Origin of the sequence: Pseudomonas benzenivorans (genome assembly GCF_033547155.1) — a bacterium.
GTDB classification, from domain to species: Bacteria; Pseudomonadota; Gammaproteobacteria; order Pseudomonadales; family Pseudomonadaceae; genus Aquipseudomonas; species Aquipseudomonas benzenivorans_B.
On sequence record NZ_CP137892.1, the window covers coordinates 326,373 to 338,968 of the forward strand.

Annotated in this window: 11 protein-coding genes; 5 read left to right on the plus strand and 6 right to left on the minus strand. The window is 69.1% G+C overall.

From position 1 onward, the window contains the following. Positions 1 to 2: 2 nt before the first annotated feature. The gene (fdhF, locus tag SBP02_RS01565) at positions 3 to 2,846 is read left to right on the plus strand and encodes a formate dehydrogenase subunit alpha (RefSeq protein WP_318644667.1); all 2,844 of its coding nucleotides are present in this window, start codon (positions 3 to 5) and stop codon (positions 2,844 to 2,846) included. Positions 2,847 to 2,923: 77 nt separating this feature from the next. Next, on the plus strand, positions 2,924 to 3,166 hold the full coding sequence (locus SBP02_RS01570) for a formate dehydrogenase subunit delta (RefSeq protein WP_318644668.1): 243 nt from the start codon (positions 2,924 to 2,926) through the stop codon (positions 3,164 to 3,166). 237 nt (positions 3,167 to 3,403) lie between these two features. On the opposite strand, the gene SBP02_RS01575 is transcribed toward SBP02_RS01570, so the two are convergent. The 3 genes from SBP02_RS01575 to SBP02_RS01585 form a co-directional block, all read right to left on the minus strand. Next, positions 3,404 to 4,564, minus strand: coding sequence for an AAA family ATPase (locus SBP02_RS01575; RefSeq protein WP_318644669.1), 1,161 nt, complete (start codon positions 4,562 to 4,564; stop codon positions 3,404 to 3,406). Between the two features lie 127 nt (positions 4,565 to 4,691). Then, positions 4,692 to 5,435, minus strand: coding sequence for a hypothetical protein (locus tag SBP02_RS01580; RefSeq protein ID WP_318644670.1), 744 nt, complete (start codon positions 5,433 to 5,435; stop codon positions 4,692 to 4,694). Between the two features lie 235 nt (positions 5,436 to 5,670). Further along, the gene (locus tag SBP02_RS01585) at positions 5,671 to 6,564 is read right to left on the minus strand and encodes a LysR family transcriptional regulator (protein WP_318644671.1); all 894 of its coding nucleotides are present in this window, start codon (positions 6,562 to 6,564) and stop codon (positions 5,671 to 5,673) included. A gap of 95 nt (positions 6,565 to 6,659) precedes the next feature. On the opposite strand from SBP02_RS01585, the gene SBP02_RS01590 reads away from it, so the two are divergent. Then, positions 6,660 to 7,160: a lactoylglutathione lyase family protein gene (locus SBP02_RS01590; RefSeq protein WP_318644672.1), complete on the plus strand. Its 501-nt coding sequence runs from the start codon at positions 6,660 to 6,662 to the stop codon at positions 7,158 to 7,160. Between the two features lie 45 nt (positions 7,161 to 7,205). Here SBP02_RS01590 and fdhD read toward each other — a convergent pair whose 3' ends face one another. Next, positions 7,206 to 8,033 carry a formate dehydrogenase accessory sulfurtransferase FdhD gene (fdhD, locus tag SBP02_RS01595; protein ID WP_318644673.1) on the minus strand — a complete coding sequence of 276 codons (828 nt, stop codon included), beginning with the start codon at positions 8,031 to 8,033 and terminating at the stop codon, positions 7,206 to 7,208. A gap of 116 nt (positions 8,034 to 8,149) precedes the next feature. After that, positions 8,150 to 8,806, minus strand: a complete 657-nt coding sequence (gene yrfG, locus SBP02_RS01600) for a GMP/IMP nucleotidase (protein ID WP_318644674.1) — start codon at positions 8,804 to 8,806, stop codon at positions 8,150 to 8,152. Between the two features lie 135 nt (positions 8,807 to 8,941). Here yrfG and nudE point away from each other — a divergent pair, with 135 nt between their 5' ends. Further along, entirely contained in the window at positions 8,942 to 9,508 is a 567-nt protein-coding gene (gene nudE, locus SBP02_RS01605; RefSeq protein WP_318644675.1) for an ADP compounds hydrolase NudE, read from the plus strand. Then, positions 9,505 to 10,326: a 3'(2'),5'-bisphosphate nucleotidase CysQ gene (gene cysQ, locus SBP02_RS01610; protein ID WP_318644676.1), complete on the plus strand. Its 822-nt coding sequence runs from the start codon at positions 9,505 to 9,507 to the stop codon at positions 10,324 to 10,326. Before nudE ends, cysQ begins: the two co-directional genes overlap by 4 nt. Before the next feature lie 75 nt (positions 10,327 to 10,401). Here cysQ and SBP02_RS01615 read toward each other — a convergent pair whose 3' ends face one another. Continuing rightward, entirely contained in the window at positions 10,402 to 12,312 is a 1,911-nt protein-coding gene (locus SBP02_RS01615) for a beta-ketoacyl synthase (protein WP_318644677.1), read from the minus strand. Positions 12,313 to 12,596: the final 284 nt, after the last annotated feature.

A 12,596-nucleotide genomic window follows, 5' to 3' on the forward strand; every position in this document is an offset into this window, starting at 1 on the left:
TCATGGCCCTGTATCGTGAACTCGACTATGGCACCCCCGCCCGTACCGGCGCCCCGGTAACGGTGGAAATCGACGGCCAGCCGGTCACCGTCCCGGCCGGCACCTCGGTGATGCGCGCGGCCCAGGAGGCCGGCATCGCCGTGCCCAAGCTGTGCGCCAGCGACAGCCTCGAGCCGTTCGGCTCCTGCCGCCTGTGCACCGTGGAGATCGAAGGCCGCCGCGGCTATCCGGCATCCTGCACCACCCCGGTGGAGCCGGGCATGAAGGTGCGCACGCAGAGCCCGAAGCTGGCCGAACTGCGCCGCGGCACCATGGAGCTGTACATCTCCGACCACCCCCTGGACTGCCTGACCTGCTCGGCCAACGGCAATTGCGAGCTGCAGGACATGGCCGGCGTGGTCGGCCTGCGCGAGGTGCGCTACGACCCGGTGAAGACCCACCTGGCCGAGGCCAAGGACGAGTCCAACCCCTATTTCAGCTACGACCCGGCCAAGTGCATCGTCTGCAACCGCTGCGTGCGCGCCTGTGAGGAGGTGCAGGGCACCTTCGCCCTGACCATCGACGGCCGCGGCTTCGACTCGCGGGTCGCCGCCAGCCAGGACGAAGACTTCATCGATTCGGAGTGCGTGTCCTGCGGCGCCTGCGTGAACGCCTGCCCGACCGCCACCCTGATGGAGAAGTCGGTCATCGAGATGGGCCAGGCCGAGCGCAGCGTGATCACCACCTGCGCCTACTGCGGCGTCGGCTGTTCGTTCAAGGCCGAGGTCAAGGGCAACGAAGTGGTGCGCATGGTGCCGAACAAGGACGGCCACGCCAACCACGGCCATGCCTGCGTCAAGGGCCGCTTCGCCTGGGGCTACGCCACCCACCCGGATCGCATCAGCACGCCGATGATCCGCGACAGCATCGACCAGCCCTGGCGCAGCGTCGGCTGGGACGAGGCCATCGGCTACGCGGCCGAGCGCTTCAAGGCCATCCAGGCCAAGTACGGACAGAACGCGGTCGGCGGCCTGACCTCCTCGCGCTGCACCAACGAAGAGGCCTACCTGGTGCAGAAGCTGGTGCGCGCCGCCTTCGGCAACAACAACGTCGACACCTGCGCCCGGGTCTGCCATTCGCCGACCGGCTACGGCCTCAAGGTCACCCTCGGCGAGTCGGCCGGGACCCAGGACTTCGACTCGGTGCTGGCCGCCGACGTGGTGCTGGTGATCGGTGCCAACCCCACCGACGGCCACCCGGTCTTCGGTTCGCAGCTCAAGCGCCGCCTGCGCGAGGGCGCCCGCCTGATCGTCGCCGACCCGCGCGGCATCGACCTGGTGCGCAGCCCGCACATCAAGGCCGACCACCACCTGCAGCTGCGCCCGGGCACCAACGTCGCCCTGCTCAACAGCCTGGCCCATGTGATCGTCACCGAGGGCCTGGTCGACGAGGCCTTCGTCGCCGAGCGCTGCGAGGCCGAGGCCTTCGAGCAGTGGCGCAGCTTCGTCAGCGAAGAGCGCAACAGCCCCGAGGCGCTGGAAGCCACCACCGGCGTGCCGGCCGCCGAGGTGCGTGCGGCCGCGCGGCTGTATGCCATCGGCGGCAATGCGGCGATCTACTACGGCCTGGGCGTGACCGAGCACAGCCAGGGCTCCTCCACCGTGATGGCCATCGCCAACCTGGCCATGGCCACCGGCAACATCGGCCGCACCGGCGTCGGCGTCAACCCGCTGCGCGGGCAGAACAACGTGCAGGGTTCCTGCGACATGGGCTCCTTCCCCCATGAGCTGCCGGGCTATCGCCACGTCTCCGACCCCGTGGTGCGTCCGCAGTTCGAGGAGGCCTGGGGCGTCAAGCTGCTCGACGAGCCGGGCCTGCGCATCCCCAACATGCTGGCCGCCGCCCATGCCGGTACCTTCAAGGGCATCTACATCCAGGGCGAGGACCCGGCGCAGTCCGACCCGGACACCCAGCACGTCACCGACGCGCTGAAGGAAATGGAGTGCGTGGTGGTGCAGGACCTGTTCCTCAACGAAACCGCCAAGTTCGCCCACGTGTTCCTGCCGGGCGCTTCCTTCCTGGAGAAGAACGGCACCTTCACCAACGCCGAGCGGCGCATCTCGCCGGTGCGCAAGGTGATGCCGCCGCTGGCCGGCAAGGAAGACTGGGAGGTGACGGTGGCGTTGTCCAACGCCCTGGGCTACCCGATGAACTACACGCACCCGTCGCAGATCATGGACGAGATCGCCAGCCTGACGCCGACCTTCACCGGGGTCAGCTACGCCAAGCTCGACCGCCTGGGCAGCATCCAGTGGCCGTGCAACGACGAGGCGCCGGACGGCACGCCGATCATGCACGAGGAACAGTTCGTGCGCGGCAAGGGCCGCTTCATGGTCACCGAGTACATCGCCAGCGACGAGCGCACCTCGCGCAAGCGCCCGCTGATCCTCACCACCGGCCGCATCCTCTCGCAGTACAACGTCGGTGCCCAGACCCGGCGGACCTCGAACAAGGCCTGGCACGCCGAGGACATCCTCGAGCTGCACCCGGTGGATGCCGAGGACCGCGGTATCCAGGACGGCGACTGGGTCGGCATCGACAGCCGCGCCGGCGAGACGGTGATGCGCGCCAAGGTCACCCAGCGCATGCAGCCGGGGGTGGTCTACACCACCTTCCACCACCCGGAATCCGGTGCCAACGTGATCACCACCGACAACTCCGACTGGGCCACCAACTGCCCCGAGTACAAGGTCACGGCGGTGCAGGTGCGCAAGGTCGAGGTGCCGTCGAAGTGGCAGCAGGAGTTCGAGGCTTTCACCAAGGAGCAGGTCGAGTTCCTGCCGCAGATCAAGGTGACTCAGCTCTGAACCTGTAGCCGGGGCGGCCGTAGCGGCCGCCCCTTTCCTCTCACCGCCAGACCCTAACGGGGGCTTAGCAGATGGGCATGAACGCCACGCAACTGATCAAGATGGCCAACCAGATCGGCGCCTTCTTCGCTTCCCAGCCGAATCCCGCGCAGGCCCGCGCGGATTTCGCCCACCACCTCAAGAAGCAATGGGACCCGCAGATGCGCACCGCGCTCTACGCGCATATCGACGCCACCGGCGGCGAGGGCCTCAGTGCCTTCGTCCTGGAGGCCATGCAGGGGGAGCGCCAGCAGATCGAGCCGGTGGCCAGGAGCGCCTGATCGGTAGAATTGCGGCCTGGGTTCTACCAGGTGCTGACCACAATAAGCCCGCATCGCGCGGGCTTTTTGCTGTCTGGCGATGACCGGCTTCGGCAGACGTAGGGCGGGTTAGCCGAAGGGGTAACCCGCCGAGCGATGGCGCGGCCCCTGCCAAGATTGCGTGGCCGCAGAGTAAAACGAGCGTTGCGGGCGGCTACAAGCCGCGATCCGCACGGGTCGATGACCCGCCCTAAAAGGCTACCCCGGCCAGTGCCAGGCCGGTTGGTCGAGCATCCCCTGGCCGACGACAGCGGTCTGGCCGAGCGCCTTCTCCAGCACGATGGCATTGCACTCGGGGTGCTGTTCCAGCGCCGCGATCAGCCGGCTGGCGTGCGACACCACCCACACCTGGGTATGCCGCGCGGCGCCGCCGATCAGCCGTGCCAGGGCCGGCAGCAGGTCGGGGTGCAGGCTGGTCTCGGGCTCGTTGAGCACCATCAGCGACGGCGGCCGCGGGGTCAGCAATGCGGCGACCAGCAGCAGGTAGCGCAGGGTGCCGTCCGACAGCTCGCTGGCGGCAAGGGGGCGCAGCAGGCCTTGCTGATGGAACTCGAGGGCGAAGCGGCCACTGCCCTGGGGCGCGACGCGCAGGCGGGCGCCTGGGAAGGCGTCGCTTATCGCGCGCTCCAGCGCCTGGCCGTCGCCGATCTCGCGGATGGTCTGCAAGGCGGCGGCCAGGTCGCGGCCATCGTGGTGCAGCACGGGGGTGCGGGTGCCCAGCTGCGGTTGTCGCGCCGGGGCCTCGGCGTCGGTGCGCAAGTGGTCGTAGAAGCGCCAGCCGCGAATGGTCTCGCGCAACTGGAAGGCTTCCGGCGCCGACTGCAGATTGCCGACCTGGTCGAACATGCTGTCGAAGCTCGGGGTGTGTTGCCCCAGCACCTCCCAGGTGCGACCCTCGCGAGCGCGGACCATCGGTCCGTCGCGCTCCACCAGCAGGCTCGCCGGGCGGTAGAAGGGGCCGGCCCAGATGGCTTCGTGCTTGATCTGCGGGTCGAGGGCGAAGGCCGACAGGGACGGCTCGGGCAGCCCGAGGGCGATCGCGTAACCGAAGTCCTCGCCGGCGAAGCCCAGGCGCAGCCGCTTCGCCTTGCGCCTGGGCCCGCCCTCGATGGCCACCTCGCCGCTGTGCATGCGCCGCGAGATCTTTTCCGGCCCGGCCCAGAACGTCGAGTCCAATCCGCCCTCGCGGGCCAGGGCGTTGACCACGCCGCCCTGGGCCGTCTCCGCCAGCAGACGCAGGGCGCGGTACAGGTTGGACTTGCCGCTGCCGTTGGCGCCGGTGATCAGGTTCAGCCGGGTCAGCGGCAGCACCAGATTGTTGATGGAACGGTAGTTGGCGACGGCCAGGGTGGTCAGCATGGGGAACTCGGAAATCGGTTGGACGAGGCGATGCTAGCCGGCGCGAGGCGCCGGGGGGCAAAAAAGTGATGCCGGTCTTTGCGATTGGCCGGGCCTGCTTCGGCTCGCCTGGGGTGAACGGGCTGCGTTAGTAGGACTGCCCGTACGCCGGACCCAGCGGGGTCATGCAGTAGCAGGGCAGGCCGCTGGCCATCGGCTGGAGCAGCAGGCAGGGACCGGCTGTGCTCCGGCAGCTAGTGGCCGGGTCAGCCGAGGGGGTTGGCCCTTGTTGCTGCAGCAGGTCGATGCCGGCGAAGGGGGCCACCGGCGGCAGCCCTTCTGGCGGGGACGGGGGTGGGAGCGTCGGCGCTGGGGCGACGTCGTAGTCGATGATCTGCCCGGTGCGCATGTCGATGATCTGTTGCTCGTGGGCACCGCTGGCGTAGCTGCGGTTGCGGACCAGGGTGACTCCGTCGATGTGGTCGAACTGCTGGTAGGGTCCGTACAGGTGCGTCAGGTCGGCGGCCTGGGCACTGGGGATAAGCGACAGGCTGGAATGGCGCTCGACTTCGCGTTTGGGGAAGGGGAACCACTGGGTCATCTCGCCGTACTCGACGAACACATCGCCGCCGTCGTACACCGAGAACCTCACCTCGTAGGTGGCCGGACCGTCCTTGATCGGCAGTGGCAGCCGGGCGACCGGCTCCTTACCGAAGTATTTCTTGAACAGTTCGACGTTGACTCGTTCCGACTCGGTACGCGGCAACTGGTTGTAGGCCACGTAGATGTCCGCCCCGGCGTTGATCAGCGCCGGCACGACCAGCAACACGCCGGTCAGACCGACCACCCAGTTTCTAGCCTTGCTCCAGTTGGTCTTCGGTGTGGCTGGCATGGGCTGCCCTCCCCATGGCTGGGAACCGCGACGAGGCGCTCCGCCGCGGAGGCGGCGCGATCAATTTGGGCTGGGGGGGACGTAGAACGAGAGCGGCGCGACCGGCCTGGCGAGGTGCATCCCAGCTTCCTGGTGTTGAAGCTAGTGGAGCCCGGGCGCTCGTGCAAGCCGAGGCATGCAGTGGCTTGTTCAGCCTGCGGCCGCCCTGGCCCGCCGGGACTGTGTCGCCCGCCCGCTAGCCGCGGGGCCTTCCCGTTTCGCTGGAGAAGTGCGGGCCTATGCGCCGCAAGATCATCTCGGCGCGGGCCGACAGCGGCCATTCCGCACGGTGCAGCAGCCACAGGGTATCGACCACGGCAGGTGTCCCCTCTATCACCTGGATGGCGTCCTGCCGGGGGAACGCCAGGCGCGCGTAGCGCGGCAGCACCGTGAAGCCCAGGCCGCGGGCCACGGGCTCGAGGATCAGGCCGATCTGGTTGGTGAAGCCGTGGCAGGGCAGGCCGCGCACCCCCGGGTTGCCGGGAAAGCGCCGGCTGAGCAGGCGCCCGGCCATGGCCAGGCCGTCCGGGTGATCGATGAAGCCCAGGCGCTCGAGGTCGGCCCAGCCGCTAACCCGTGCGCCGGCCGGCACCAGCAATTCCAGCGGCTCCTCGGCGAAGCGGCTGACGCGCAGCCGCGGCTCGTCCGGCCTGAGGGTGACCAGGCCGAGCTCGAAGCGGTTGTCCAGCACCGCCTCGAGCACTTCGTGGTCCGGGGCAAAACGATGGCGGATGCGCAGGCCCGGATGGGCCTGCTGCACCTCGAGCAGATGGGGATAGAGCGCCAGGCCGATGCTCCCCGGGCTGATCAGGCCGATCTCGCCCTGCTCGGCGTCGGCCTCGGACAGACGCTGCTGCAAGCGCTGGTCGGCGGCACCGACCTCGGCACAGTAGTCGAGCAGGGCACGGCCGGCGGGGGTCAGTTCGAGCTGGCGCGGGCGGCGGATCAGCAGTGGCCCCAGGCGTTCCTCCAGGCGCTGCACGTGCTGGCTGACGGCGGCCTGGGTCAGGTCCAGGTGCTCGGCGGCACGGGTGAAGCTGCCCCGCTCGGCGAGGGCGGCGAAGGTGCGCAGCCATTGCGGATTTAGCATAAGGATATCTTATCGAAGTCATAATCTGGTGATTATTCTGATTATGACTAGGCGTGCCTAGACTGGCCACTCTTCACACCCCAGGAGGCTCTCCAATGTCCAGCGTCTACCCGCGCAGTTTTTCCCATATCGGCCTGTCGGTCACCGATCTCGATGCCGCGGTGAAGTTCTACACCGAGGTCATGGGCTGGTACCTGATCATGCCGCCGACCACCATAGGCGAAGACGACTCGGCCATCGGGGTCATGTGCACCGACGTGTTCGGCGCCGGCTGGGGCTCCTTCCGCATCGCCCACCTGTCCACGGGCGACCGCATCGGCGTGGAGATCTTCCAGTTCCGCAACGCCGAGAGGCCGCAGAACAACTTCGAATACTGGAAGAGCGGGGTGTTCCACTTCTGCGTCCAGGACCCCGACGTCGAAGGCCTGGCCGCCAGGGTGGTGGCCGCCGGCGGCAAGCAGCGCATGCCGGTGCGCGAGTACTTCCCCGGGGAGAAGCCCTACCGCATGGTCTACATGGAGGACCCCTTCGGCAACATCCTGGAGATCTACAGCCACAGCTACGAGCTGACCTACTCCGCCGGCGCCTATGGCTGAATCCGACTGAGCGGGTATGGGGCGACGCTCAGCGAGGGCGGCTGCTTATCGCTCCGAGGCGGGCGCCGGGCTGTAGACCCGCGGTGCGCTGTGGTGCGGCAGGTGGATCAGGTTGAGGTGGTGGCGGCGTGCCCACTGCACGGTGAGGCTGGTCGGCGCCGACAGGCTGACCAGGGTGCCGATTCGCGCCCGCACCGCCTTGTGGATCAGCTCCAGGCTGCAGCGGCTGGTGACCAGGGCGAAGCCCTGGCGGGGGTCTAGGCGCTCGCGCAGCAGGGCACCGATCAGCTTGTCCAGGGCGTTGTGGCGGCCGATGTCCTCGCGGCACAGGCGGATCTCGCCGCTGCCGTCGACGAAGGCCGCGGCATGCAGGGCACCGCTCTGCCGGGCCAGGCGCTGGAACTGGCCGATGCGCTCGCGCAGGCCCTGCACGTGCGCCGCCGGCGGCAACGGGCTGCTGGCCAGCACGTCCAGCTGCGGCAGCGCCTGCTCCAGGGCCTCGACCCCGCACAGGCCGCAGCCGCTGGTGCCGGCCAGGTTGCGCCGCTGCTGCTTGAGGGCCCAGAAGGCACGGCTGCTGATCTGCACCTCGGCGCTCAGGGCGGCGCCGGCGCGCTTGACCTGGATGTCGTAGATGTCGTCGAGGGACTCGACCAGGGCGCCGCTGAGGCTGAAGCCGGCGACGAAGTCTTCCACCGCCGAGGGCGAGACCATCATCACCGCGTGGCTGATGCCGTTGTAGCTGATGGCCAGGGCGCACTCCTCGGCCAGCACGGCGTCACCCGGCTGGGCGGCGGCGTCCAGTTCGATGTAGGCGTAGGCGTGCCCCGACGGGTTGGCGGCGGGGGGCGGGGTGGAGGCGGCGCGCGGCATATCGGGCGGTCCGTTGGGTTAATGGGCCTAGCCTAAGCCCCAGGGGCGCAGGCGTCTAATGCTCTGTGCGGCGGTGCCGAAGCCGAGCAATCGCGGGTCGTTTTTTGCCGGCCGGTTCAGGGCAGCAGCGCCCGGTAGTCCTCCACCGCGGCGAATTCCTCGGTGTCCTTGGGCCCCTGGCGGCTGTCCGGCTGGCGCACCGCCAGCAGGTGGGCGACACCGAACGTGCGGGCGCTGCGCAGCACCGGCAGGCTGTCGTCGATGAACAGGCTGCGTGCCGGATCGAAGGGGCAGTCCTGCTGCAGGGCGTGCCAGAACTGCTGGTTCTCCTTGGGGAAGCCGTAGTCGTGGGAGCTGATCAGGCGCTCGAAGTAGGGCGCGAGCTCGATGCGCTCGAGCTTGAGCGACAGCGAGTCGCGGTGGGCGTTGGTGATCAGCACCACGCGCTTGCCGGCGGCGCCCAGGGCCTGGAGGAAGGTGTCGGCGTCCGGGCGCAGGGCGATCAGCTCGGCCACCTCGCGCTTGAGCTCGCGGATCGACAGTTTCAGCTCGCGGCTCCAGAAGTCGGTGCAGTACCAGGTCAGCTGGCCGGCATGTTCGCGAAACAGCGGCAGCAGTTCGGCGTCGGCCAGCGCCCGGCTGATGCCGTGGTGCTCGGCGTAGCGTTGCGGCAGGTGCTCGAGCCAGAAGTGGTTGTCGAAGTGCAGGTCGAGCAGGGTGCCGTCCATATCCAGCAGGACGGTGTCGATCGCGCTCCAGGGTAACGGCGGCATGGCAGGGGCTTCGGCTGTGGTGCGGGGTCTGTCGCGATTCGGCCGGCAGCCGTCGTCTCTCGCGCAATCTCCGCCGGGGCTAATGGGGAAAGCCGGGGTATGATAACCCGCCCGGTCATGCCAAGGAGCCGCCCCATGCGCCAGAAGCCCACCGTACTCGCCCGCGAGATAGTCGCCAGCAGTCGCCTGTTCCGCGTCGAGGAGCTGCAGCTGCGTTTCGCCAACGGCGTGGAGCGCACCTACGAGCGGCTGGTCGGCAAGGGCGTCGGCTACGGCGCGGTGATGGTGGTGGCGATGGTCGACGCCGAGCACGCGCTGCTGGTGGAGGAGTACTGCGGCGGCACCGAGGAATACGAGTTGTCGCTGCCCAAGGGGCTGATCGAGCCGGGCGAGGACGTGCTGGCGGCGGCCAACCGCGAGCTCAAGGAGGAGGCCGGCTTCGGCGCCCGCCAGCTCGAGCACCTCACCGAGCTGAGCCTGTCCCCCGGCTACATGAGCCAGAAGATCCAGGTGGTGCTGGCCCGTGACCTCTACGAGGAGCGTCTGCCGGGCGACGAGCCGGAGCCGATGCGCGTGGACCGGGTCAACCTGCGCGAGCTGGCGAGCCTGGCCCTGCACCCGCAGTTCAGCGAGGGCCGCGCCCTGGCCGCCCTGTACCTGGCCCGCGACCTACTGAGCCAACGCGGAGACTTCGTCCTGTGAACCATCCCCTGATTCCCGCGGTGCTCGACCTGGTCCGCCAGGCCGGCGCCGCCATCCTGCCGCACTGGCGCGCCGGCGTGACCGTCACCGAGAAGGCCGATGCCTCGCCGGTGACCGCCGCCGACCTGGCCGCCCACCATCTGCTGGTCGACGGCCTGCGTGCACTGGACGCGAGCATCCCGGTGCTGTCCGAGGAGGCCGCCGACATTCCCCTGAGCGAACGCGGCGGCTGGGAGCGCTGGTGGCTGGTCGACCCGCTGGACGGCACCAAGGAATTCATCGCCGGCAGCGAGGAGTTCACCGTCAACGTCGCGCTGATCGAGCGCGGGCGGGTGGTGTTCGGCGTGGTCGGCCTTCCGGCCAACGGCCGCTGTTATTACGGCGGCGCCGGCCTGGGGGCGCGGCGGGCCGAGGCCGATGGCACGGAGCAGGCGATCGGCGTGCGCCTGGCGCCGGCCGAGGCCTTCACCCTGGTGGCCAGCCGCCGCCATTCCAGCCCCGCCCAGGAGCGCCTGCTGGCCGGCCTCGGCGAGCGCTTCGGCGACCTGCAGCTGCTCAGCGTCGGCAGCTCGCTGAAATTCTGCCAGCTGGCCGAGGGCCTGGCCGACTGCTACCCGCGCCTGGCGCCGACCTCGCAGTGGGACACCGCCGCCGCCCAGGGCGTGTTGGAGGGCGCCGGTGGCGAGGTGCTGACGCTGAAGGGCGAGGCCTTGACCTACGAGGCCCGCGAGTCCCTGCTCAACCCGTCCTTCCTGGCCCTGCCGGCTGCCGCCGAATGGCGCGCCGAGCTCATCCAGTTGGCCCGCGCCCTCGATTGAGCCGCGTAGCGGCAGAGCCATCGACTGAAGGGCGGGTGAGGGGTATCGCTGCGCTCGCCCCAGCCTGCGCGGCGTTCAGTCGAGCATGTCGCTGTAGCGGTCGTCCCGCTTGAACACCAGCGGCTGGGGGAAACCGGGCACCTTGAGCTGCTCGCTGCCCAGCTCGATGGCCTTGTCGTCGATCAGGTCGTTGCCGAAGTTGTAGATGATCTCCAGCTGACCCAGCAGGGCCTGGCGGTCGTAGTCCTGGGCGGCGGCGCGGGTCTGCTCGCGGCGCGCGGCATAGGCGGCGAAGACGGCCTCGCCATGGCGCTTGCGCAGCATGCGTTCGGCCACGTGGGGCGCCAGCACCAGGGCGCTGGCGTTGTTGCCGCCGAAGCCCTTGGAGTTGATAAAGCACACGTCCAGCGTCTGTTGGCCGACCTGGCGGTCCTGGGTGGCGATGCTCAGGTGCTGCTGATGGACGTCGTCGGCCACTGCGTCGATAGTCTTGATCCCCGGAATCACCCCGTACTTGAAGCTGCCCAGGGCGGCGATCAGCTGGTCGCCGCTGGCGCTGGCCAGGGAGTGGCCAACGAAGGCCTTGGCCGCGGTGACCGGCCATTGCTCGATGGCAAAGGCCGCGGCGACGCGGTCGAGCAGTTCGGATTCGGTGACCCGGTTGGCCGGGGTGCTCGAGCCGTGGGCATGGACGAAGCTGCGCTGGCGCACGGCGTCGATGCCGAGCAGCTGCACGGCGCTGGCCACCGCCTTGGCCATGGTCAGGTAGTTGCCCGGGCCGGGGGCGGAGATGGACTTCTTGAAGCCGTCGGCGTTGATGAACACGTCCGGCACCGCGCCATGGATGTCGGCCCCCAGCTCCAGGGCCAGCTCGTCGTCCATCAGCACCACGAACTGGCAGGCTTCGGCCAGGGTGAAGCCGCAGTTCTCGCCGAACGGGCGGCTGGCGCGGCGGAAGTCCACCTGGTCCTTGCCCTCGACCTGGCGCAGGCCGTCCTCGGTGGCCAGGGCACCCATGGCGCCGTAGCCCTCGATGCACTCCTGGTTGATCGGCGCCTCGCTGCTGCCGACTATGACCACCCGCGCCTTGCCCAGGGCGATCTGCTCGACGCCCTTCTGCAGGTTGTAGAGGAAGGTGGCGCAGGCGCCGGTGACGGCGCCGGTGGTGCCGACGCTGCCCAGCACATAGGCGTTGATGAAGTCCGCCGGCATGGAGTTCAGGCCCAGGGCCAACTGCTTGGCGGTGACCCGGCCGCCCTTGAGACGCGACTGCATCAGGCCGCCGAAGCCGTTCTCGTCCAGCTGGCTCATGATGCAGCTGACGAACACGGCGATCTCGTCCGGCGCCACGCGCTCGACGATCGACTGCCAGGGCAGGCCGGTGGAACGCAGGGCGTCGGTCACCCCGACCACCGCCATGCTCAGGCCGCGGGGGTGGAAGCGTGAGTTGTAGTGTTCGCTCGGCTCGAAGCCGCTGGGCAGCTGGCCGGCGGACTTGACCGGCAGGGCGCGATAGCTGTCGACCTTGAACTCGCAGTTGTCGTGCAGGGTGACGCGCACCTCCGCAGCGTTGAGCTCCTCCACCGACCAGTTGGCCGGCAGCGGCTCGGGCAGCTGCTTGCGGCTGGTGATGAAGGTCAGGGGGCTGCCTGCCGCGGCGGCGACGCCGATGCTCTTCTGCCAGTGGGCGGCGTCGACGTCCAGGTAGGTCTTCTCGATGCGCCGCACCAGGGTGGAGGCGAGGATCTGCTCGGCGAAGCGGCTGTCGATCTCGGCCAGATTCAGGGGCGTGCCGTCGAGTGCCTGGTGGGCGCCGTCGACCACGCGCACCAGCTTCATCATCACCGCCAGGCCGGCGAGGGTTTCCTGACGGGCCCGGCTGTCCATGGACTCGAGCACGGTGCGGCGAAAACCGTGGTGAAAGGAGCTGCGGCCGGCTGCGTTATAACCACCAAAACCAACGATCACGGGGAAACGAGACTTCACGCGGGAAACTCCTTCAAATAAGTACGCCAGGACAAGCCGCGGGGCAGCCTACAGAGGCCGGTCGCGGGCCCAGGCCCCCCGGTCATGGGGTATGGTACGGCACGGGCCTTGGCTCGACTGTTCGGATGCCTATGCTGACGCGGCTTTTGACCTGCGAGTCACGATTGCGACCCGGCAGTGCCGGTTCGGCCCCAGCATCCGGGCGAATTCCGGGCGCTGGATGCGCCGCGGCCTGGGGCGTTTCCCCGAGCATCGGCCTGTGCGCCGGTGCTGTCCAGGCGCAG